Source organism: Priestia aryabhattai B8W22, assembly GCF_000956595.1.
Classification (GTDB): domain Bacteria; phylum Bacillota; class Bacilli; order Bacillales; family Bacillaceae_H; genus Priestia; species Priestia aryabhattai.
Window position 1 is genome coordinate 132,550 of record NZ_JYOO01000007.1, and the last position, 23,306, is coordinate 155,855.

At 39.4% G+C, this 23,306-nt stretch carries 24 protein-coding genes; 1 reads left to right on the forward strand and 23 read right to left on the reverse strand.

All coding sequences use genetic code 11. The features are described from left to right. Window positions 1-67 precede the first annotated feature (67 nt). From hisIE to uvrB, 19 genes are all read right to left on the reverse strand, one after another. Window positions 68-691 carry a bifunctional phosphoribosyl-AMP cyclohydrolase/phosphoribosyl-ATP diphosphatase HisIE gene (hisIE, locus tag N178_RS07785; protein ID WP_045291656.1) on the reverse strand — a complete coding sequence of 208 codons (624 nt, stop codon included), beginning with the start codon at window positions 689-691 and terminating at the stop codon, window positions 68-70. Then, complete coding sequence (gene hisF / locus N178_RS07790; RefSeq protein ID WP_045291657.1) at window positions 688-1,446, reverse strand: imidazole glycerol phosphate synthase subunit HisF; 759 nt, start codon at window positions 1,444-1,446, stop codon at window positions 688-690. Before hisF ends, hisIE begins: the two co-directional genes overlap by 4 nt. Continuing rightward, a complete protein-coding gene (gene hisA, locus N178_RS07795) occupies window positions 1,446-2,180 on the reverse strand; it encodes a 1-(5-phosphoribosyl)-5-[(5-phosphoribosylamino)methylideneamino]imidazole-4-carboxamide isomerase (protein ID WP_045291658.1) in 735 nt (244 codons plus the stop codon). The genes hisF and hisA overlap by 1 nt, the downstream gene beginning before the upstream one ends. Next, window positions 2,167-2,814 carry an imidazole glycerol phosphate synthase subunit HisH gene (gene hisH, locus N178_RS07800; RefSeq protein ID WP_045291659.1) on the reverse strand — a complete coding sequence of 216 codons (648 nt, stop codon included), beginning with the start codon at window positions 2,812-2,814 and terminating at the stop codon, window positions 2,167-2,169. The genes hisA and hisH overlap by 14 nt, the downstream gene beginning before the upstream one ends. Then, the gene (gene hisB / locus N178_RS07805; protein WP_013059719.1) at window positions 2,815-3,399 is read right to left on the reverse strand and encodes an imidazoleglycerol-phosphate dehydratase HisB; all 585 of its coding nucleotides are present in this window, start codon (window positions 3,397-3,399) and stop codon (window positions 2,815-2,817) included. A 75-nt stretch (window positions 3,400-3,474) separates the two neighbouring features. Then, window positions 3,475-4,743, reverse strand: a complete 1,269-nt coding sequence (hisD, locus tag N178_RS07810) for a histidinol dehydrogenase (RefSeq protein WP_045291660.1) — start codon at window positions 4,741-4,743, stop codon at window positions 3,475-3,477. A gap of 15 nt (window positions 4,744-4,758) precedes the next feature. Continuing rightward, on the reverse strand, window positions 4,759-5,391 hold the full coding sequence (gene hisG, locus N178_RS07815; protein WP_013059721.1) for an ATP phosphoribosyltransferase: 633 nt from the start codon (window positions 5,389-5,391) through the stop codon (window positions 4,759-4,761). After that, the gene (locus tag N178_RS07820; protein ID WP_045291661.1) at window positions 5,391-6,572 is read right to left on the reverse strand and encodes an ATP phosphoribosyltransferase regulatory subunit; all 1,182 of its coding nucleotides are present in this window, start codon (window positions 6,570-6,572) and stop codon (window positions 5,391-5,393) included. The genes hisG and N178_RS07820 overlap by 1 nt, the downstream gene beginning before the upstream one ends. A 183-nt stretch (window positions 6,573-6,755) precedes the next feature. Further along, window positions 6,756-7,283, reverse strand: a complete 528-nt coding sequence (locus N178_RS07825) for an acyltransferase (RefSeq protein ID WP_013059723.1) — start codon at window positions 7,281-7,283, stop codon at window positions 6,756-6,758. Then, window positions 7,280-7,927, reverse strand: coding sequence for a pyrophosphatase PpaX (ppaX, locus tag N178_RS07830; RefSeq protein WP_045291662.1), 648 nt, complete (start codon window positions 7,925-7,927; stop codon window positions 7,280-7,282). Before ppaX ends, N178_RS07825 begins: the two co-directional genes overlap by 4 nt. A 60-nt stretch (window positions 7,928-7,987) precedes the next feature. Further along, on the reverse strand, window positions 7,988-8,821 hold the full coding sequence (gene lgt, locus N178_RS07835; protein WP_045291663.1) for a prolipoprotein diacylglyceryl transferase: 834 nt from the start codon (window positions 8,819-8,821) through the stop codon (window positions 7,988-7,990). A gap of 16 nt (window positions 8,822-8,837) precedes the next feature. After that, window positions 8,838-9,773, reverse strand: coding sequence for an HPr(Ser) kinase/phosphatase (gene hprK / locus N178_RS07840; RefSeq protein WP_013059726.1), 936 nt, complete (start codon window positions 9,771-9,773; stop codon window positions 8,838-8,840). A 190-nt stretch (window positions 9,774-9,963) separates the two neighbouring features. After that, window positions 9,964-10,329 carry a phage holin family protein gene (locus tag N178_RS07845; RefSeq protein WP_045291664.1) on the reverse strand — a complete coding sequence of 122 codons (366 nt, stop codon included), beginning with the start codon at window positions 10,327-10,329 and terminating at the stop codon, window positions 9,964-9,966. A 2-nt stretch (window positions 10,330-10,331) separates the two neighbouring features. Further along, entirely contained in the window at window positions 10,332-10,526 is a 195-nt protein-coding gene (locus tag N178_RS07850) for a PspC domain-containing protein (protein WP_029714382.1), read from the reverse strand. A gap of 41 nt (window positions 10,527-10,567) precedes the next feature. Continuing rightward, window positions 10,568-11,470 carry a DUF4097 family beta strand repeat-containing protein gene (locus N178_RS07855; RefSeq protein WP_337588877.1) on the reverse strand — a complete coding sequence of 301 codons (903 nt, stop codon included), beginning with the start codon at window positions 11,468-11,470 and terminating at the stop codon, window positions 10,568-10,570. Then, window positions 11,410-11,658 carry an SHOCT-like domain-containing protein gene (locus N178_RS27485; protein ID WP_237758420.1) on the reverse strand — a complete coding sequence of 83 codons (249 nt, stop codon included), beginning with the start codon at window positions 11,656-11,658 and terminating at the stop codon, window positions 11,410-11,412. Before N178_RS27485 ends, N178_RS07855 begins: the two co-directional genes overlap by 61 nt. Before the next feature lie 39 nt (window positions 11,659-11,697). Next, window positions 11,698-12,009 (reverse strand): hypothetical protein, encoded by a 312-nt coding sequence (locus N178_RS07860; protein WP_014457822.1) that lies wholly within the window; start codon window positions 12,007-12,009, stop codon window positions 11,698-11,700. An 87-nt stretch (window positions 12,010-12,096) separates the two neighbouring features. Continuing rightward, on the reverse strand, window positions 12,097-14,973 hold the full coding sequence (gene uvrA / locus N178_RS07865; protein ID WP_045291665.1) for an excinuclease ABC subunit UvrA: 2,877 nt from the start codon (window positions 14,971-14,973) through the stop codon (window positions 12,097-12,099). Window positions 14,974-14,979: 6 nt separating this feature from the next. Then, window positions 14,980-16,959, reverse strand: coding sequence for an excinuclease ABC subunit UvrB (uvrB, locus tag N178_RS07870; protein ID WP_045291666.1), 1,980 nt, complete (start codon window positions 16,957-16,959; stop codon window positions 14,980-14,982). Between the two features lie 336 nt (window positions 16,960-17,295). Here uvrB and N178_RS07875 point away from each other — a divergent pair, with 336 nt between their 5' ends. Then, complete coding sequence (locus tag N178_RS07875) at window positions 17,296-18,957, forward strand: sigma-54 interaction domain-containing protein (RefSeq protein WP_045291667.1); 1,662 nt, start codon at window positions 17,296-17,298, stop codon at window positions 18,955-18,957. A gap of 65 nt (window positions 18,958-19,022) precedes the next feature. Here N178_RS07875 and N178_RS07880 read toward each other — a convergent pair whose 3' ends face one another. The 4 genes from N178_RS07880 to N178_RS07895 form a co-directional block, all read right to left on the reverse strand. Then, window positions 19,023-19,937 (reverse strand): proline dehydrogenase family protein, encoded by a 915-nt coding sequence (locus N178_RS07880; protein ID WP_045291668.1) that lies wholly within the window; start codon window positions 19,935-19,937, stop codon window positions 19,023-19,025. A gap of 315 nt (window positions 19,938-20,252) precedes the next feature. After that, the gene (locus N178_RS07885) at window positions 20,253-20,477 is read right to left on the reverse strand and encodes a DUF2198 family protein (RefSeq protein WP_052942381.1); all 225 of its coding nucleotides are present in this window, start codon (window positions 20,475-20,477) and stop codon (window positions 20,253-20,255) included. Window positions 20,478-20,503: 26 nt separating this feature from the next. After that, entirely contained in the window at window positions 20,504-21,694 is a 1,191-nt protein-coding gene (locus tag N178_RS07890) for a PDZ domain-containing protein (protein WP_045291670.1), read from the reverse strand. 163 nt (window positions 21,695-21,857) lie between these two features. Further along, complete coding sequence (locus N178_RS07895) at window positions 21,858-23,297, reverse strand: S41 family peptidase (protein ID WP_013059738.1); 1,440 nt, start codon at window positions 23,295-23,297, stop codon at window positions 21,858-21,860. Between the last annotated feature and the right edge of the window lie 9 nt (window positions 23,298-23,306).

A 23,306-nucleotide genomic window follows, 5' to 3' on the forward strand; every position in this document is an offset into this window, starting at 1 on the left:
TAAGAGAAGGTTTTGCCTCTTTTATCTAAAATGAGACAACTCCTTCTCTCCTTTTACTATGTAGCTATTAGCTAGTGTGACGTTCCTTTAATACTGATAGGACATCGTCTAAAGGCAGCTTTTGCTCACGAAGTAAAACAAGTACGTGGTACAGTAAATCTGCAACTTCCCACTTCAGCTCATCATGGTCACGATTTTTTGCTGCAATAATCACTTCACCAGCTTCTTCTCCTACTTTTTTGAGGATTTTATCTACGCCTTTATCGAATAAGTACGTCGTATAAGCTCCTTCTGGCATTTCAGCTTCACGCTTAGCGATTACTTCTTCTAGCTCATTAATAATTGCAAACCGATTATCGTTTTGTTTATTTTCGCCAAGAATTGTTTCATTAAAACAGCTGTAAGCCCCCGTATGACAAGCGGGACCTTGAGGCTCCACTTTTACAACAAGAGAATCAGCATCACAGTCATATGCCATGCTCACAATTTTTTGTGTATTACCAGAGGTTGCGCCCTTGTGCCACAACTCTTGTCGAGAACGGCTGTAAAACCAAGTTTCACGTGTATCAATTGATTTTTGAAGTGATTCTTCGTTCATATAAGCCAATGTTAAGACTTCTTTGCTCACAGCATCTTGTACAATAGCTGGCACAAGTCCATCACTGTTGAATTTAATGTTTTCAATCGTCATCGAATGCTCACTCCTTGTTGTTTTGCATAGCTTTTAATTTCTTTTACAGATGTTTCTTTATAGTGAAAGATCGAAGCCGCCAGAGCCGCGTCAGCTGCTCCTTTTTCAAACGCATCGACAAAATCTTGACCATTCCCTGCGCCGCCAGAAGCAATAACGGGAACGCTCACCGCTTGACTGACTGCTTTGGTTAACGCTAAATCAAACCCTGACTTTTCGCCGTCTTTATCCATACTCGTTAACAAGATCTCACCAGCACCGCGCTTCACTGCTTCTCTTGCCCAGTCGATTACTTCCCAGTCCGTTGCGTTGCGGCCTCCGTGTGTATAGACTCGCCATGATTGTAAGCTTTCATCGTACTTAGCATCGATGGCTACCACAATACACTGAGCTCCAAAAAAGTCGGATCCTTCTGTAATCAGTGCTGGATTGAGTACGGCCGCTGTATTTAATGACACTTTGTCTGCACCAGCACGAAGCATTCTCTTCATATCTTCTAATGCATTAATTCCTCCGCCCACCGTAAAAGGAATCGCTAGCTGAGATGCTACTTCTTCTACAACATGTACCATCGTTTTGCGTCCTTCATGAGAAGCAGAAATATCTAAAAAGACTAATTCATCTGCGCCTTCCTCATCGTAAAATTTCGCCAACTCTACAGGATCTCCTGCATCTCGAAGTTCCACAAACTGAACTCCTTTTACCACACGGCCGTCCTTTACATCTAAACAAGGAATGATTCGTTTTGTAATCATTACGCTTTCACCTCTTGAAGTGCTTCAGCTACTGTAAACTTATTTGTATAAAGTGCTTTCCCTACAATCGCACCAATAACGCCGTCAGCTTCATATTTCTTTAGTGCATCTAAATCAGCAAGTTTACTAACTCCCCCTGATGCAATAACACCTTTTCCAGTAGCCTTAGCCATTTCAACAATTCCTTCCACATTAGGACCAGACAGCATACCATCCGTAGAGATATCCGTGAAAATAAATGTTTCCGCACCAGCATTAGCCAATTCTTTTCCTAGTTCTGTTGCTTTGATTGTAGATGTTTCCACCCAGCCTTCCGTCGCCACATAGCCATCACGTGCATCGATACCAATAGCAATACGCGCACCATATTCCTTCAGCATTTTTTTCACAAATTCAGGATTAGAAATAGCTGCACTTCCTAAAATAACGCGGTCAATTCCGTGTTCTAAATAGTAAGCAACGTCAGCTTCTGAGCGAATGCCTCCTCCAATTTGCACACGTACACCTAATTTCTTTTTCACGCCTAGCACAAATTCATCATTCACGCGCTTGGCCGCTTTTGCCCCGTCCAAATCAACCATATGAATCCACTGAGCGCCTTCACTTGCGAATTGTGTGGCCATATCTACCGGAGAATCACCGTATACCGTTTCTTTTGTGTAATCTCCTTGAAGTAAACGGACGCACTTTCCTCCGCGCATATCAATGGCTGGATATATTTCAAATTTGCTCATACGATGGGCTCCTTTTCTCTACGAAGTTTGCATAATTTTGCAGCATTTGCATTCCGATTGCACTGCTTTTTTCAGGATGGAATTGAGTGCCAAATACGTGTTCTTTTCCAACAACCGCTGGAACTTCAACATCATAAGGACTTGTTGCTAAAAGCACGTCTTGGTCATTTGTTTTTACGTAATAAGAGTGAACAAAGTAAACGTGACCTTCACTGATTCCATCAAGCAGAGGAGACTGCTGATGAAAATCTAAAGAGTTCCAGCCCATATGCGGCACTTTATATGTCTGTCCTTCGGCAGTAATGCCGGGAATACGCTCTACTCTCCCTTTTAACAGTTCCAACCCTTTTGTTACGCCGTTCTCATCGCTTTCTTCAAATAAAAGCTGCATACCTAAACAAATTCCAAGCAAAGGCATTCCTGTTGCTACTTCTTCTTTAATAAAGTCCGTCAGCTTTGTTTGATTCAGCTGTTCCATCGCATCTTTAAATGCTCCAACTCCAGGAAGAATCAGCCCTTTTGCCTTTCTTAGTTCTGCAGGATCTGCGGAGATAATATAGTCATAGTTTAATCGTTCAAGAGCTTTACTTACGCTGTACAAGTTTCCCATCCCATAGTCAATAATCCCAATCATTTACAACATCCCTTTCGTCGAAGGCACACCTTTGACACGCGGATCGATGGTTGTCGCTTCGTCCAAAGCACGTGCTAATGCCTTAAATACCGCTTCAATAATGTGGTGTGTATTTTTACCGTAGTGTACGATTACATGTACATTCATGCGAGATTCTAATGCAAATTTCCATAAAAATTCATACACAAGCTCTGTATCAAATGTACCGACGCGCGACGCGGGAATGTCACCTTTAAATTCAAAATGAGGACGATTGCTTAAATCTACTACGACTTGAGCCAACGCGTCATCCATTGGTACAAAAGCATTTCCATAGCGTTTAATTCCTTTTTTATCACCGAGCGCTTCTTTGAACGTTTGACCAAGGCAAATACCGATATCTTCCGTTGTATGGTGATCATCAATCTCGGTGTCTCCATCTGCTTTTACATCGAGGTTAAACTGTCCGTGTTTTGTAAATAAATCGAGCATATGATTCAAAAAAGGAACGCCTGTATCAATGTTCGCTTTTCCTTCTCCATCGATTCCAATCGCTAATGCAATATCCGTTTCGTTTGTTGTACGTTTAATACTTGACTCTCTCATTGTGAAACTCCTTTCAACTGTGCATGTAATAAGTAAAGAAAAGCACATTTCTACTCTTTTCTTTTAATCTCCACCTTATTTTTTAAAGCGTTCTTCAACTGCCCTTGCATGTGCTTCTAGCCCTTCTAAACGAGCAAACGCTGCGATTTTCGAGACATTTTTCTGCAGGGCTTGTTGGCTGTATGAAATAATGCTAGACTTCTTCACAAATGAATCAACTGATAAAGGACTTGAGAATTTCGCTGTCCCATTGGTTGGAAGAACATGGTTTGGTCCAGCGAAATAATCACCAACAGGTTCTGAGCTATATCTTCCTAGAAAAATAGCACCGGCATGACGAATGGAACCTAAAAGTTCAAGCGGACTTTCAGTCATAATTTCTAAATGCTCGGGAGCTAATTGATTAACAGCTTCAAGCGCTTCTTCTAATGAACCGGTCACATAAATAGCGCCATGGTTATCAATAGAAGGTTTTGCAATTTCTTTACGTGGTAAAGATTCTACTTGTCTTTCCACTTCTTCTTTAACAGCTTCGGCTAACTTCATAGAAGGCGTAACTAAAATACTTGAAGCTAATTTGTCATGTTCTGCTTGAGACAATAAATCAGCTGCCACTTCGTTCGGCTTAGCCGTATCGTCTGCTAGTACGACAATTTCACTAGGTCCAGCAATTGAGTCAATGTCTACTAAGCCATATACTTCTCTTTTTGCTAATGCTACAAAGATATTACCAGGCCCTACAATTTTATCGACAGGTTGAATTGTTTCTGTTCCATAGGCAAGGGCTCCTACTGCCTGAGCTCCCCCTACTTTATAAATTTCTTCGACCCCAAGCTCACTCGCTGCTACAACTACTCCAGCAGGAAGCGCACCGTCTTTTCCTGGAGGTGAAACCATCACGATACGTTTTACACCTGCCACTTGAGCAGGAATGACATTCATTAAAACGGAGGAAGGATACGCTGCAAGGCCTCCCGGTACATAAACACCTACTGCATCTAAAGGCGTTACTTTCTGCCCTAAAATGGTGCCGTCTTCTTTTGTTGTCATCCAAGACTGCTCGATCATTCTTTCGTGGTAATCACGAATGTTGTCAGCAGCTTCACGAATAATTGACAGCATATCTGAATCAACCAGCTCATAAGCACGCTTCTTTTCTTCTTCTGTCACAAGCAAAGAAGAAAGCTTAACGCCGTCAAATTGGGCTGTATAACCTTTTAAAGCTTCGTCTTTTTGCTCTTGCACCTGCTTTAAAATATTTACGACAATTTCTCTTTGAGCACTCGTCCCTTGATCAATTGTACGCTTTAAGCTCACTTGTTCTGTTACACGTGTAATTTTCAATGTATGTCACCTCTTTTATACAGGTTGAACCACTTGGGCTAAACGATTCACTAAATCATCAATTCGTTCGTCTTTTAAACGATAGCTCACAGGGTTCACAATCAAACGCGATGTAATATCTTCAATATGCTCCAATTCAACAAGTCCGTTCTCTTTTAGTGTTTGTCCCGTTGATACAATATCAACGATCCGATCAGCAAGGCCGATTAAAGGCGCTAATTCAATCGAACCATTCAATTTAATAATTTCTACTTGCTCTCCTTGCTCCCTGAAATAAGTGGATGCTACATTTGGATATTTGGTTGCCACTTTTTGAGCAATTTCTGATTTTTTAGCATTAGGCAAACCGGCAACGGCCAGGTGACATTTACTAATATTTAAATCCAACAGCTCATAGACATCTCGTTCTTCTTCTAACATTACGTCTTTACCTGCAATACCAAGATCCGCTACTCCGTATTCTACATAAGTAGTAACGTCCATTGGTTTCGCTAAAATAAAGCGCATGTTCTCTTCAGGAATGTCTACAATAAGCTTGCGCGAATCGTCAAATTCTGGCGGCAATTGAAAGTCTGCTTGACGCAAAAGTTCAGCTGCTTCTTCAAAAATACGTCCTTTTGGCATTGCAATTGTTAATAATTCACTCATTATTGTCCCCCCTTGCCTCGTTTTCCAATTAGAAACGTGACTTCTTCAAACTGTGCAGTAAATACATCAACATCATCAACGCCTGCAATTTCCTGAGTCACTACCCGGTATCCTTGCTTGCGCTGTTCAGCAGCTAAAGCTAATGCCTCATCTAAACGCTCTTGACTATATAATATCCCGTATATTGCTGAAGGCTCATATACTTCTTCGCCCAGCGCTTCAATTAAGCGGTCGAGCTGAATTCCAAATCCTGTAGCTGGCGTTTTAGATGCGAATTTTTCAAGAAGCTGGTCATAACGTCCTCCATTACCAATATGGAAACCAACATTTTCAGCAAAAACCTCAAATAAAATACCTGTGTAATAGCTCATATGACTGACTAAGTTAAAATCAATTTTAATTTCATCCGTTACACCGTACGCATCAAGCATATTCCATAGCTTTTTCAAATCACCTGCTGCTTTTTTACCGGCTTCGTTTTCAACTAGTTCAACCGCTTCTTCAATCTTCTTTTCATCTCCGCGCAGATTAAGCAGCTGAAGGAGACGCTGTTTATCAATAGAAGATAGATTCAAATCTTTTACATGATTACGATAGCCCACGTAATTTTTCTCATATAAAAAGCGGCGAAGCACGTTAGCACGTTCTTCATTTCCGACAATTTCTAAAAAAAGCGAATTAACGAAACCGATGTGGCCAATTGCCACTTTAAATGATTTAAGTCCGGCTCTTTTTAACGCGCCGATCATGAGAGCAATGACTTCAGCATCGCTGCTCATCGTAGCGTCTCCAATTAGCTCAACGCCTATTTGTTCAAACTCCGCCGGGCGGCCACCCTCACGCTGCTGAGCTCGGAATACATTTGCTTCATAAGCTAAGCGCAAAGGAGAATTATTTAAAAGTTTTGAAGCGGCCACACGTGCAAATGGCGTTGTTACATCCGGTCGCAACACAAGTGTATGCCCTTCTTTATCTAAAAGTTTAAACAATTGTTGATCTAAAATAGCTGATGCGCTTCCTACCGTCTCGTAGTATTCCACAGTAGGCGTTGCCATATATTGATAGCCCCAGCTGCTGATTTCATCTGCCAGCTGACTGCGAACTTGTTTTTTTCTTTCAAAAAGAGCTGGCAGGGTATCTCTCATTCCAAGGGGTTTTTCAAACATAAATAACTTTGACATTCCGACACGTCCTTTAAGCTTGATTTTATCTATTAAGGAACCATTGATAGGTTGATTTTACTTTATCACACTAATGTATTAGCGAAATAACAAATTAAAGTTATTGATAGTTTACACCCGATAAAGTCAGCCGTCAACCGCCAGCTGTTCAAATTTACAAAAAAAGCCACAGCTTAGTTCTTGCTAAGTTGTGGCTTTAGGTTCTGCTTCCCTGCGCTTTTCCATTTCTTCTTTTGTATAGATGACACGCATAGGGTTACCTCCAACAAAGAAACCGGGTGCTACATCTTTATGAACCACCGTTCCAGCCGCTACAACCGCTTCGTTGCCGATTGTTACACCTGGAAGGATGGTGCTATTTGCTCCAATCATCACTTCATCTCCAATGATGACATCTCCAAGACGATATTCCGTTATCAGATATTCATGAGCGAGAATAGTTGTATTGTATCCAATGACCGTATTGCGTCCCACTTGTATTTTTTCAGGAAACATAATATCGAGCATCACCATAAGGGCAAAGGATGTTTGAGGTCCTACTTTCATCCCTAAGCACGCTTTATACAGCCAGTTTTTCATCGAAAGAAACGGCGTATAGCGAGCGCATTGAATGATAAGGAAGTTGCGCACTACTTTCCAAAAAGGCACGGTCTTATAGACATGCCAAAGGGAGTTAGCCCCTTTAACCGGATAGCGCGTCGTTTTTCTCACTGACGTTCTCCTTTTAATATATCAATTAAATCCGTCATATTTTCTAAAATAATATCAGGATTATAAGAAGCGATATGGTCTCTTCCTTTTGCACTCCAAGCAACTCCAGCTGTTTTCGTATAAGCTCTTTGGCCAGAAACGATGTCGTGATGGTTATCTCCCACCATCAGGGCTTCTTCAGGTTTAGCATCAAGCAGCTTCAGTGCTTTTTCTACCGGCTCAGGATGCGGCTTTGCATTTGTTACGTCTTCAATTGCGACAATCGTATCAAAGAACTGATCTAACTTTGTTAACTTAAGCCCCATCATAACCGTATTTCTTTGCTTTGTTGTGACAATACCTAATTTATAATTCTTCTCGTGCAGCCATTTAACTGTTTCAATTACACCTTCAAATTCTTTAACAAGCAAATCATGATTGGCTAGATTATGCGTGCGATACATCTCAATCATTTCGTTTACTTTCGTTTTATCCATTTCTACAAACGTGTCGTATAAAGGCGGACCCATGAACTGTAAAATATCTTCACGAGTATATTGTTCAGGATAATAGTGATTAAGCGTATGAGTAAATGAGGCAATAATTAATTCATTTGTATCAATTAACGTACCGTCTAAATCAAACAAAACCGTATTAATCGTCATTATTCATTTCCTTCCCTTGCGTCAAATCAAGTTTTTGTAAACCTTGTAGCTTTTCTTCATTTACGCCTTAGATTGTGCTTCTTCATTCTCTAAGTATTTCTGTTTACTCATTCCCGTCACGCGGCGGATAATAATTAAGATAATGGCTATGACAATCAGTGCAAGTGAAACAACTTGAGCGATTCTGAGTGTATGCGTCAGCATTAAGCTATCCGTGCGAAGCCCTTCTACAAAGAAGCGTCCAACTGAGTACCAGATTAAATAAGATAAGAAGATTTCTCCTTTTCGCAGACTGGTGCGGCGAAGTACCATCAACAGGATAAATCCGGCAAAATCCCATAATGATTCGTATAAAAATGTAGGGTGATAATATGTACCGTTAATATACATTTGGTTAATAATAAAATTTGGAAGGTGCAACCCTTCTAAAAAAGCACGGGTAACCGGCCCCCCATGTGCCTCTTGATTCATAAAGTTGCCCCAGCGCCCAATGGCTTGGCCAAGGATTAAACTAGGCGCAGCAATATCAGCCAACTTCCAGAATGAAATCTTTTTTACTCTCGAATACACAATGGCAGTTAATACGCCTCCGATTAAGCCACCATGAATGGCGATCCCACCTTGCCAAATCTGAGGTATTTCATTTAAATGCTTTGAATAGTATCCCCATTCAAAGGATACATAATAAATTCGTGCACAAATAATAGCTATTGGCACAGCAAATAGAATAAGATCAACAAATGTATCTTTTGATAAGCCTCTTCTTACACTTTCTCTTGTCGCAATATAAAGACCTAACAGAACACCTGCACCGATAATTACACCGTACCAGTAGACCGTTAGAGGGCCAATTTCAAGGAAAACGCGATCTAACGGCTGAATAGTTGCTTCCACAAGTTAACACCCTTTCTTATAAATCTTCACGGTCTCCTTCTTCAATTACATCTGTTAGACGTGCAGAAAATTGTTCTGCTGCGTTAATACCCATACGCTTTAAGCGGAAGTTCATTGCTGCCACTTCAATAATAACAGCTAAGTTTCGTCCCGGACGTACTGGCAATGTAATTTTTGTAACGTCTGTATCAATAATTTTCATTTTATCTTCCTCTAAACCAAGGCGATCATAATGTTTCTGCTGATCCCATGTCTCTAACTGAATAACAAGTGAAATTCGCTTATAGCTTCGTACAGCTCCTGCGCCGAATAGCGTCATCACATTGATGATCCCTAGTCCTCGAATTTCAAGCAAATGCTCGATTAAGCCAGGTGCATTTCCTACAAGCGTGTCTTGATCTTCTTGACGGATTTCCACACAGTCATCAGCTACTAGGCGATGTCCCCTCTTAACAAGCTCTAGAGCTGTTTCACTTTTACCAACGCCGCTTTTTCCCATGATTAATACACCAATTCCGTATATATCAACTAATACGCCGTGCAGGGCAGTAGTAGGTGCTAGCCGGCTTTCAAGAAAATTCGTTAAATGGCTGGAAAGTCGCGTTGTTTTAAAGCTTGAACGCAGCACAGGAACTGATTCACGCTCTGAAGCTTCAATAAGTTCTTTCGGTACATCCATTTCGCGGGAAACAATGATAGCCGGCGTGATATCTGTACACATTTTTTCCATTCGAACTTTTTTTTGTTCATCATCTAACTGTTTAAAAAATGATAGTTCTGTTTTACCTAACAGCTGGATACGTTCTGCTGGGTAATATGTAAAATAACCTGCCATTTCAATACCTGGACGTGAAATATCACTCGTTGAAATCGGGCGGTCGATTCCTTCTTCTCCGCTAATAAGCTCTAATTTAAATTTCTCAATGATGTCTTTTGTACGTACTTTAACCACCGTGCATCCTCCTTTTATGAACAGTCATATACCTGTTCATGTCTACAGTATATCCAACTCTCGCTTTTATGTCGCGTTTGGTTCTACTAGCCACTTTATTTTATCATTAATACGGAAAGAAAAGAAAAAAAGATGGCATAGGCTGCATCGCCTTACCATCTTTTTTAGAAAATTAAATATTGCAAGAAAGTTATCTTTTATTTTGAAGCGGTTCAACAATCACTCGTTGAATAAGCGCATTTAGAAGCGACATGATTACCGAGGCTAAAAGCGCTGTACCAAACCCGTCAATATTAAAAGAATCTCCCATAACACTTTGTGTAATCATCAGCGTAATGGCATTAATGACGAATAAGAATAGGCCAAGCGTAAGAAATGTCACCGGCAGGGTGAGTAAAATTAAAATCGGCTTAACAAACACATTCAAAATCGATAGAATCAAGCTTGCGATAATAGCTGCACTGACTGATTCCAAGTGAAAGGTGTCAATATAACCTGCGATTACGATTAATACGAGGGCATTGATTAAAATACTAATGATTCCACGCAATAACATTTTTAGAAATCTCCTTCTTCATTTGGAACTAAAAACACAAAAATCATATATAAAATGACCGGGGTACCTACTGTAAAAAATAAACTGATGATAAACAATACGCGCAGTAGCGAAGCGTCTAGTCCGATATACTGAGAAATACCGCCGATAACACCCGCAAGCTTGCGATTTGTTCGCGAACGATACAACTTTCGCACGTTAATCATCTCCTTTGCTTTTTTACTAAAACAAGCGTTTTCTATTTTATAACAATTGAGCCCGTTTTGGATTCCGCTAACAATTTATAGCCTTTAGGCGAAGCGACATTGGCTTTGAAACGAAGTTGTTTCATCACTGTTTCTTTTTTCTCATCTACTATTTCCATCTCAGGAAGGGTACATGTAAAATTCCCAAAGTTAGATTTCAAATCTCCATCAACGGAGAGGTGGGGCGGCGTATAGAGCGTAATGCTCCCCGTAGTCGTTTTGAAAAATGCTTTTTCAATGCGCTCTCCTTTTAAATACGTATCAATATCTCCGTTAAATGTTTGAACGTCAATTTTCTTTGTGTCCCCATCAAATTTAACCGTTCCATTGATTGTTTCAAGCTCACATTTTGAAGCGAGTATTCGAGAAAGTTCCATATGCCCATTTGACGTCTCCATTTCAAGAGAATGGCTATTCACATCGTAAAAGCGGATGGTGCCATTAGCTGTTTTGGCTTTCAGGTCTCGTACGCTTAGTCTTTCCCCATCGATTGAACCATTAAACATACGGAGTTTAACGTGTTCATATTCCATTTCTGGAATATAAATAATTGCTTTCACCTTCATTTGCTTTTGCTGAATTGCAAAGCGCAGTTTGCCATTTTCAATGGAAAATGCCGTATGCTGCAAAAAAGTGCGGCGCGCTTCATCCGAATTCTCTACTTTGTAGATAGCAGCTTCACACTCTATTCTTACTTCTGTACTCCCCCATGGTCGGAGTTGGACGCTTCCATTTGCTAAATCTACGTCAATCTCTTGAATATATGCTTCTGATTGTTGAAAGATGTGCTGAACGTCAATCGAAGGACCAAAGTTAAAATCTAAATCTCCTTCTTTTACTTTTTTACCGTTTGATCTACAAATGTAAATAATTTTTCTTTTAAAGAGCTTTGAGATGACTTAGAAGCGTACGTTTTTTTCTGTTTTCCTCCTACATAAGGGGAAAGCTCAGCTTTATCAGGCGTAGCAGAGGAAGAATCATTAGCTGAGTCTTTTTCCAGTGAATTTAGCAAAGTTAAAGCCTCATCTACGCTAAGCTTTCCTTCTTCTACCATCTGTAAAATTTGTTTGCGCTTTTCACTCATACGTTCCATCTCCTCTTTACGTTTTAGTCATTTAATTTTTTATCTACTTAATATTTGTATCCCTTTTACAATATTCCATACAAACACAACAACATTAACTAAAGAAACAACAACTAAAGCTACAATTAAAAGAATAAATACCGTTCCACTAGAGCCAGTAAGAGCAGGAAGCAAGAAGAATAAGAACAAGATCGCTGTAGCGATAGGTAATAAATGTGACAAAAATGCAGTTTTTGCATGTTTCTTTACTTCTATGTTATGAACAACAAAATAAATAATAATAGGTAATAAAAATGGTGCAAAGAAAACGCTGAAATAATTTAAGGAAGATAGTACGCGATTTCCTTCCATGATAATCAACTCCTTATATCATGTATTACGGTTTAATGAGTTAAAAAGTTTCATTCTTTATAAAAAAGACACCAGTGCTGGTGTCTTTTAACGAGTTAATGCCTCTGCTTTTTCAACTTTTTTCTCCATACGCTTACGGTCACGTTCTAAAATTGGCTTCAAATAATGACCCGTATAGGATTCTTTTACTTTTGCCACTTCTTCCGGCGTACCCGTAGCCACGATTTGTCCGCCTTTATCTCCACCTTCAGGCCCTAAATCAAGTAGATAATCAGCTGCTTTGATCACGTCTAAATTATGTTCGATCACTAGAACTGTATCTCCATTTTCAACTAAACGCTGGAGCACTTTTAATAACCGTGCGATATCATCGACATGAAGACCGGTAGTCGGTTCGTCTAAAATGTACAGCGTTCTTCCTGTTGAGCGACGGTGAAGCTCTGAAGCTAACTTTACACGCTGTGCCTCTCCACCGGATAAAGTAGTGGCCGGCTGTCCAAGCGTGATATAGCCAAGTCCTACATCGTAAATGGTCTGCAGCTTCCGCTTGATCTTTGGAATGTTTTCAAAGAAGTGAAGCGCGTCTTCAACCGTCATATCCAACACATCTGAAATGTTTTTATCTTTGTATTTTACTTCTAAAGTTTCACGATTATATCGTTTGCCGTGGCAGACTTCGCAAGGGACGTATACATCTGGCAGGAAATGCATTTCGATTTTAATAATACCGTCTCCTCGACAAGCTTCACAGCGGCCGCCTTTCACGTTAAAGCTAAAACGGCCTTTTTTATATCCGCGCACTTTTGCTTCGTTTGTTTGTGCAAATACATCTCGAATGTCATCAAATACACCTGTATAGGTTGCAGGGTTTGAACGAGGCGTACGACCTATTGGAGACTGGTCAATATCAATGACTTTATCTAAATGTTCAATGCCTTTGATTTCTTTATGTTCTCCTGCTTTGCTTTTTGCTTTATGCAGCTTTTGCGCCAATGACTTGTGAAGAATATCATTTACAAGCGTACTCTTACCTGATCCAGATACACCTGTAACAGCCGTGAATACACCTAACGGAAGCCTTGCTTTTACATTTTTTAAATTGTTTTCTTTTGCTCCTATAATTTCAATCATCCGATCTTTATCTATCGAACGTCTTTCGGCTGGAAGTGGAATAAACTTCTCTCCTGATAGATATTGACCCGTTAAGGAATTTTCATCATCCATCACTTCCTGAGGGGTGCCTTGAGAAACCACGGCACCCCCGTGTACGCCGGCTCCTGGTCCGATATCAATTAAATAATCAGCTGCCATCATCGTATCTTCATCATGCTCTACAACAATCAACGTATTCCCAATATCGCGCATGTCTTGCATTGTGCGAATTAAGCGATCATTGTCACGTTGATGAAGACCGATAGAAGGTTCATCTAAAATATAAAGAACCCCGGTCAAACGAGAACCGATTTGAGTAGCCAAGCGAATGCGCTGCGCTTCTCCTCCTGAAAGAGTTCCAGCAGAGCGGTTCAAAGTTAAGTAATCAAGTCCCACGTTAATGAGAAAGCTTAGACGCTCACGAATTTCACGCAGTATCATATCCGCAATCTTCATGTCTTTTTCAGATAAACTGAGACTTTCAAAAAAGTCATATGCTTCTTTTACTGAAAAACGCGTTGTATCTCCTATATGCTTTTCGTCAATAAGCACCGCTAAGCTTTCGCGTTTCAAGCGATTTCCTTTACATTTTGGACAAGCCTGCTGAGCCATATATTTTTCCATTTGCTCTCGGATATAATCTGAACTTGTTTCATGATAGCGACGCTCTACGTTCCGAAGCACGCCTTCAAATTCGATATGATTTTCTCTTACTTGGCCAAAGTCATTTTCATAGCGAAAGTAAATTTTTTCTTTACCGCTGCCATATAATACTTTATCAAATAAATGTTCCGGAATATCTCGAACCGGCACATCCATATCAATGCCGTAATGTGTACATACGGCTTCAAGCAGCTGCGGATAGTATTGAGAACTTGTTGGCTCCCAAGGTGCAATTGCGTGCTGATGAAGTGTTAAGTCATAGTTAGGAATCACTAAATCTTTATCCACTTCCAATTTCGTTCCTAACCCGTCACACGTTGGACACGCCCCGTACGGACTATTAAATGAAAACATGCGGGGCTCAAGTTCTCCAATTGAGAAGCCACATTTTGGACAAGCATGATGCTCGCTAAAAAGCAGTTCTTCCTCACCTATTACATCAATAATTACTTTCCCATCTCCAAGGCGAAGAGCTGATTCCAAAGAGTCCGACAAGCGAGCGGCTACACCTTCTTTTACAACAACGCGATCAATCACTACTTCAATGGAGTGCTTTTTGTTTTTTTCCAGTTCAATTTCTTCTGTTATTTCACGCATTTCTCCGTCTACTCGAATGCGAACGTACCCTTCCTTTTTAATATCTTCTAATACTTTTACATGGGTGCCTTTTCGGCCAGATACCACAGGGGCCAGTACTTGAAGTTTTGTCCGTTCAGGGTACTCTAAAATTCTATCTACCATTTGCTCAATCGTTTGAGACGTGATTTCAATTCCATGATTAGGACAAATAGGCTTTCCTACACGAGCAAACAAAAGGCGCAAATAGTCATAGATTTCGGTCACAGTTCCGACGGTGGAACGAGGGTTTCGGCTCGTTGTTTTTTGATCGATTGAAATAGCAGGCGACAACCCTTCGATCGAATCTACATCGGGCTTATCCATTTGACCTAAAAACTGTCTTGCATACGCCGAAAGCGATTCAACATAACGTCTTTGTCCTTCTGCATAGATTGTATCGAAAGCTAAAGAAGATTTACCAGAACCTGATAACCCTGTTAACACCACTAATTTGTCCCGCGGTATTTCAATATCGATATTTTTCAAGTTGTGAGCTCGTGCACCTTTTACCACGATTTTTTCCATCGCCATGTTTGATCACCCTTCCGCTTTTAATTCTAGAATCAAGTCACGAAGCTCAGCTGCGCGCTCAAAGTTAAGCGCTTTGGCTGCTTCTTTCATTTCTTGTTCCATTTCTTCTATGAGCTTTGCTTTTTCTTTTTTGTTGAGCTTATCAAATGCCGGTGCTTCTTCATACGTTTCTGTATCTTCTGCCACTACTGTTGCACGAATTGAACCTCGAACTTCTTTTTGAATCGTTGTCGGCGTAATGCCGTGCTCTTCATTGTAAGCTTCTTGAATACTTCTACGACGCTTTGTCTCATTGATTGCAATGTCCATGGAGTTTGTGATGCGATCTGCATACATAATGACATGTCCATTAGCATTTCGCGCGGCACGTCCAATGGTTTGAATAAGCGATCGTTCTGAACGCAAGAATCCTTCTTTATCCGCGTCTAATATGGTTACTAACGAAACTTCCGGAATATCTAAACCTTCACGGAGTAAGTTAATCCCTATAAGCACATCATATTTTCCAAGACGCAGCTCTCGGATGATTTCAATGCGCTCGAGCGTCTTCACTTCAGAGTGAAGATATTGAACTTTAATGCCAATTTCTTTTAAGTAGTTCGTTAAATCCTCAGACATTTTCTTTGTTAACGTCGTAACAAGCACTCGTTCATTTCGCTTAATCCGGTCATGAATTTCTCCAATTAAATCATCAATCTGCCCTTCAATTGGTCGAACTTCAATATTTGGATCTAGTAATCCCGTTGGACGGATAATTTGTTCAATCACCTCAGGCGCCTTCTCAAGTTCGTAAGGACCTGGTGTTGCTGAAACATGGACGATTTGTTTAATATGCTGTTCAAATTCATCAAATTTAAGCGGACGGTTATCTAATGCAGACGGCAGGCGGAAACCATGGTCCACCAACACTTGTTTACGCGCTTGGTCTCCATTATACATTCCTCTAACTTGAGGAATCGTAACGTGGGATTCATCCACCACAAGGAGGAAATCTTCCGGGAAGAAATCCAGCAGTGTATAAGGTGTAGAACCAGCCGGACGAAGCGTTAAATGACGAGAGTAATTCTCGATTCCCGAACAAAACCCCATTTCTCTCATCATTTCTAGGTCGTAGCGCGTGCGCTGCTCCAATCGCTGCGCTTCTAAAAGCTTTCCTGCTTCTTTTAACTTTTCTAGCTGTTCTTCTAGTTCTTTTTCAATATTTTGAATGGCCACACGCATTTTTTCTTCCCTCGTGACGAAGTGAGATGCCGGGAAGATAGCCACGTGTTCACGATCTCCAATAATTTCTCCTGTTAAGGCGTCGACTTCTCGGATGCGGTCAATTTCATCCCCGAAAAATTCCACGCGAATACAATGTTCATCTCGAGACACAGGAAAAATCTCAACAACATCACCGCGAACGCGAAACGTTCCGCGCTTGAAGTCAATATCGTTTCTTTCGTACTGGACATCCACTAGCGTACGAAGCAGCTGATTGCGTTCTTTTTCCATTCCTACTCGAAGAGATACGACCATTTCTTTGTATTCTTCCGGAGACCCTAATCCATAAATACAGGACACGCTGGCAATAATAATGACGTCTTTTCGTTCAAAAAGAGCGGAAGTTGCCGAGTGACGAAGTTTATCAATCTCGTCATTAATGCTTGCATCTTTTTCAATAAATGTATCTGTTTGAGGTACATAAGCTTCAGGCTGATAGTAATCATAGTAACTGACAAAGTATTCGACTGCATTATTAGGAAAAAACTCTTTAAACTCACTGTACAATTGACCAGCAAGCGTTTTATTATGAGCCATAATTAGTGTCGGCTTATTTATTTCCTTAATAACATTAGACATGGTGAAGGTTTTTCCCGTTCCTGTAGCACCTAACAAAACTTGATGCTGCTTACCTTCTTTAATTCCTTTCACAATCTTTTCAATTGCCTTTGGCTGATCACCTTGCGGTTGATATGGGGATACTAATTCAAACTGATCTTTCAAATGAAGGCCTCCGTTTCTATTTTCTTGTTTTATCTATTTTTATTACGATATGTAAAAACCGAAAAACACGAACTGATATTCGTATTTTATCACTTTATACTCATAAATGAAACTAATGAGTATTAATCTTATATAGTGTTTGTTTGTTTTTATTTTTTACCCTGTTACTTTATTACCCACTAAATTCTTATGCTACCCTTATCGAAAGGAATACAACTCTTTGGATGAAAGCATTAAAAGAGAGTAAGCTGCTTAATTGTTTGAAAAGGATAGGCTTTTGCGCCAATTTCTAAATTATGATACAGTATAAAAAATATGTACTGAGAGGGGTTTAGTATGGCAAGCGTTGATCAAGTTCTTATAAATAACTCCTTTATAACAGTTGAAGAATCAACTTCTTTAGCTAAAGTGAAATCGGAACTTTCTAACTATGATTTCGTTGTAGTCACAGCAAGTACCTTTTATGTAATACAAAAAGATGAACGATACCTTTTAACAGGTCATGACGGGGCATCGTCCATTAAAAAAGTAATAGCGGACACAAATTGGCCTTCATCTTCTACTTCTACGTTAGCCAATTTACAAGCCAACACAAACTGGAATAGACCAGTCCTCATTCAAGCAGAAAACCAAGAAACCATAATAGGACTTGTAACACCTTCACAGTGGATTACACATTTGCATAGCCAAAATGAGATATTAGCTTCCTATTTTGATACATTGGCAGAAACCATTAATGATGCAGTGACAGCGGTCGATAATGAAGGAAATGTAATCTTGTGGAATACTGCTGCGGAACATACGTATAAGATTCAGAGAGATGATATTATTGGTAGAAAAATCGGAGAGCATTTCAAAGATGAATCCATCATTCTACATACGATTCTAAATGAAGGGCGTCCTGTGCGCGGAACGTATCATCGTCCTAATGAACAAACTCACGTGCTCATCAATGCATCTCCTATTATAAGAAATAACCGAGTCATAGGTGGAGTCGCAACCGAACATGACATTACCAATATTGTAAGATTAAATGAAGAAATTGATGTGTCTCTTCTCATTCCGAAAGATAATCCATTTTCTTCTTTTGCGGGTATCAGTCCTGAAATTAAGCAAGCCGTTGATATTGCCAAAAAAGTGGCATCTACAGATATGCCTATTCTATTAACAGGAGAAGCTGGTTCTGGAAAAGAAATGCTGGCTCAGGCCATCCACTATGGGGGATCCAAACATAAAGAACCTTTTTTATCTTTAAATTGCGCCACTATTCCATCCGGACTTCTGGAAATTGAGCTCTTTGGTCATCAAAAAGATGTCTTTTCAGAAGATCCAACGACCATTGCAGGAAAACTCGAGCAGGCTCATAACGGGACGTTATTTATTGAAGAAATTGATAAAATGCCTCTTGAAATTCAAGTTAAGTTTCTCCGTTACTTGGAAGAACGATCCTTTTATCACGTTGGAGGCACGGAAGAAATTCAAGTCCAAACTCGAATTGTAGCCTCTACCACGACGCCTTTGGAAGAGTTGCTAAAAGCCGGTGAATTCCATGAAAATCTTTACTATTTGCTGACCGTCATTAATATTATCATTCCGCCGCTTCGAGACCATAAAGAAGACATTGAAGCATTAACTCAGCAATTTGTACAGGAATTTAGTAAAAAGTATAAAAAGAAGGCTCCTTTCATCAGCTCTGAAGTTCTTGAAGCCTTTATGCAATACGATTGGCCAGGTAATATTCGCGAGCTGAGAAATACGATTGAACGAATGATTTTTCTAAGTGATCAGTCGTTGATTACCCTTACGCACCTTCCTGACAATCTGAAGGATGCAAGTTCTTTCACAGAAGTTCAAAAAGAAGAAGATTCTCTCCAAGAAGCTAGGCTAATAGAAGAGACTCTTCAAAAAACCTATGGAAACAAAAGTGCAGCAGCAGATCTGCTTGGCATTTCGCGCGGCACCCTTTATAACAAAATCAAAGAATACGGATTAAACTAATCAAAAAATTCGACACAAGCATTTTAGCTTCGTGTCGAATTTTTTTGATTTTTTTTAGACTGAACTTATTTGGAGAAGTTTTTCAACACGAACCATACGTTGGCGGGACGCTCGGCTAGGCGTCTCATGAAATACCCAAACCAATCAATACCGTAAGGAACATAAACCCTGACTTTATATCCTTCTTTCACCAGACGATCCTGCAGCTCTACGCAAATTCCATAAAGCATTTGGAACTCAAATTGATCATTTGAAATACCATTTTCTCTTACTAATCGTTTTGTGTACTGAATCATTTCTTCATCGTGACTCGCTACAGCTGTATAGTGCCCATTTAATATATGCATTTTAATGATTTTTCTATAGTTTTCATCTACGTCTTTCTTTTCCGGAAATGATACTTCTGGTGATTCTTTATAAGCTCCTTTTACCAGACGCAAATTGGCTTGATAGTGATGTAAGTCATTCATATCTTGTTCTGTACGATAAAGATACGCTTGAATCACAATTCCAACATTATCGAATTCTTTGCGTAATTCTTTATATATATCAAGGGAGATTTGGCAGTGCAAGTAGTCTTCCATATCAATTCGAACAAAAATATCATTCATTCTGGCCGTGTGTAGAATTCTGCGCATATTTTCCATACAAAGCTCTTTGCTAATATCCAATCCTAAAGAAGTCATCTTTAATGATAAATTTGATTGAACGCCCGATTCTGCAATGGCTTCTAGTGTCTGAATGCACATGGCAGTAGACAACCTGGCTTCCTCTTCTGTAAAAACAAATTCTCCTAAATGATCGAGTGTAACAACTTTCCCACTATTGTTAAGCTCCTTGGATGTTTGAATTGCTGATTCGGTTGAGTCTCCAGCAACAAAACGAGCTGCCCCCATCCTCAATCCATACTTTTTAGCTAATTTGTTCATTGAATGATTTTTGCCAAGCGACTGAAACATCGTTCTCATTAATACTTCCATCAATCCTAAACCTCCTTTTATTTTTTAGATTAAAAAATAAACTAAATTTTCAGATTAATAATGTTATTTTTCTATACCCTTCTCACATTTCTGTACACTTATTTAAATAAATTTATACATAATTGTTTAAAATACTCTGTATATAAACATATTTGTGTAATTAACTTGATTATACTCGTTCATTAAATGAACCGAAACAATATTGTTATAAGTTCTAACTCATTTTTTCACATAAAAAAGCTCTCCACGTTGTGTAGAGAGCTTTTGTGTACAATTTAATAATAAGCGATTAACTTATCATCAAAGCAACAATCTTTATTTTCCAGCTGCTAGCATGCTTTTTGCATATATAAAACCAACGGCTGCTGAAAGTAAATCTATTAAAATAATAAGCGGATAATCTGCGTACCCTTTATATACAGAAACAGCTATCAACAAAAGCGTCAGCGCTGTGGCAACATATAGGTTATATGTTACTCTAGCAAACAGAACAAGCAATATGGCGGGTAGAAAAATCGCGGCAATCGTTTTGACTTCCACAAACATTTCTCCTTTTTATCCGTCTTTTAACCAGCTTGTGAATCACGTTTTGTATAATTGTGTACAAACAAAATACCTAGTTCATGATGTTCGTTGTCATACAATGCTCGCTGAGTAAAGCGAACTTCTCCATTTTCGTCAATAACTTCTAGCTTACAAAAAGCACGGTTATTAACTTGTAATGCTTCATAAAATTTATGGACTTCAGATATAGCGATTCCATTTACCTTAATAATCACTTCTCCTACTTTCAAACCCATTTTCTCTGCCGGAGAATGAGGGATGATTCCTAATACAACCAAACCTTGTGTACGCTTAGTAAATAGTGCGGGCGCTTTTTCATCGCTTCGACGCTGCTGCAAACGAATCCACTCTCTTCCTATGATCGCTAGAATAACAACAGCTACAGCGGCAGGAGGATAAAAAATAGCAGCAATCGTAATGATCGTTAATCCCACGCCTAATGCTAATACGCGCTTACCGGTAAATTCAATAGATTTAAACGGAACCATACTTTGAATTCGCTGATAAAAACCAATAGCAAAAGGAACAAAAAACAGGCTAAATGATGTTCCGTCAATAGACAACACAGGCCACCATGGAAACACAGACGTAATGGCGCTGCCTGGAATTAAGACAAAAAGCGGAACAACCCATAATTTTTGAGAGTAATGAGCCCCAATTTCCTGTCCTCTTTTACTTTTCACAATGGCTGGAGACGTACCTTTTGCTCCAAATTTCCAAATTAAATATCCTTCTGCTAATACAAGCAGCGACATTAAAATAGTAAGAGAAGGTAAATCTGCGTTATGAGCTTGCGCAGACCACGTTTGAATAAATCCTTCACCGAAACCATCTGCAGGAATAAGCAAGGTCGCAAGCACAGCCAGTCCTACCGTATAAGAAGGAGAAAGCCATTTAAACGTCCACGGGCCGCTTATGATAAAAGTTAAAACAGCTACAAGTACAATCGTTCCTATAGATACATAGACACCTAGCAACACGGTAACAACGGATAAAATCAACCCAATAATGATACCTGGAAAAAATAAATATTTTGCTTCTAAAATAAAATCAAACACGCGAACATGAAAATTCTGACGCTCTCTCTTGACGCGAGAAAGACCTACAAAAAACGAGACGAGCAGAAATAAATAAGTTAGCGGGTGCAAAAATAAACGCCCGATACCTTTTAAAAGCTCTAATGCAAAATCCATTTTTTCACCACCTGTATTTTTCACATTTGTATTACAACATTTACAATTGATTGTTATGTATCATAGGCTTCTTTATTTTATCAAAATGCATCACTAACCGACAATGTTGTTTTTACTAAAAAAAGTTCCGTGCTTTGGAAAAGCACGGAACTTTTTCTGCTTCTTATTGACTAGCTAGCTTTAAAGCCGTTTGAAGCTGACGATCTTCATCTTTGGATTTGATTTTTTCTAATAGTTTTGTTTGTAAAAGCGCTGCTGTATCTTCATCAATTTCACCTGTGGCTTTTTGCTTATTGGCTTTTTGGAATGCTGTTACAGCTGTTTCTGTCTCTTTACTAAAATATCCGTCTGTACGTCCAGGTTCAAACCCAAGACCTTTTAGCATCACTTGAGCATTTTTCACTTGGTCACCTGTCATATCACGTGTTAATGGCTTTTTATCAACTTGAATTGGATTTGCATAATAATAATCCGGCTGCTTGACTTCTACTGTTGGTTTTATACCTTTTTCGTTAATCCAGTTTCCATCAGGCGTTAGCCATTTATAGAACGTTAATTTTAAATTACTGCCGTCTTCCATTGGAACAGCTTGTTGAACCGTTCCTTTCCCATAGGATTTTTCACCGACTAGCTTGTATCCTCCTGCTTCTTTTAAAGCCCCGGCAAGAATTTCAGAAGCAGATGCACTTCCTCCATCAATCAAGGCCACAATTGGATAATCCTTTTGCTTTTTCATTGAAGAAACCACTTTTTGACGTTCACCGTTACGATCTTCAATTTGGATATATGGCTTTTTATTCGTTACTAATTTATCGAGCATTTTTTCAACGCTCGTTAAATAGCCACCAGGATTTCCACGAACGTCTAGAACTAAGCCATCAATATTTTTATTTTCAAGTTTTTTCAACTGTTTCGTAAATTCGTCTCCCGTTGACTCAGAGAATGACGTAATTTCCATGTAGCCAATTTTTTTATTGTTTACATTTTTAACAGAAGAATAGACGGTTTCAATTGGAATCTCATCTCTTACAACTTTTACTTTCATCGTTTCTTTCACGCCTGGTCGTTGAACATCCAATGTCACGGTAGAGCCTTTTTTACCGCGAATTTTTAATACCGCTTCATTCAATTCAAGACCCGCAATACTTTTACCATCGATCTTTAAAATCTGATCATTTGGTTTTAATCCTGCTTTTTCCGCAGGAGATTGTTTAAACGGAGCTACGATTGTTACCTTTCCATCTACCATGCTTACTTCAGCGCCAATTCCCTCAAACGATGAGTCAAGAGACTGCGTGAATTGCTGTGCTGTTTTCTTATCCATGTAAGATGAGTGAGGGTCTCCTAAGGTTTGTACCATTCCTTGGATTGCGCCATCTAATAATTTTTTGTCATCTACATCTTTGTAATATTTTGAAGATATCAGTTCATAAGCTTGCTTGATTTTGTCTAGCTCTTCCTTTTCCACTTTACTATCATTTGAAGAAGTTGTAAGCGGGGTACTGACCGTTCCAGCATTTGCATACTGAATGCCAAAATATGTACCTGCTGCTCCAACAACTAAGGAGAGTGCCATTAATAGTGCAACGATTTTCCGATTCAAGTTCTTTCA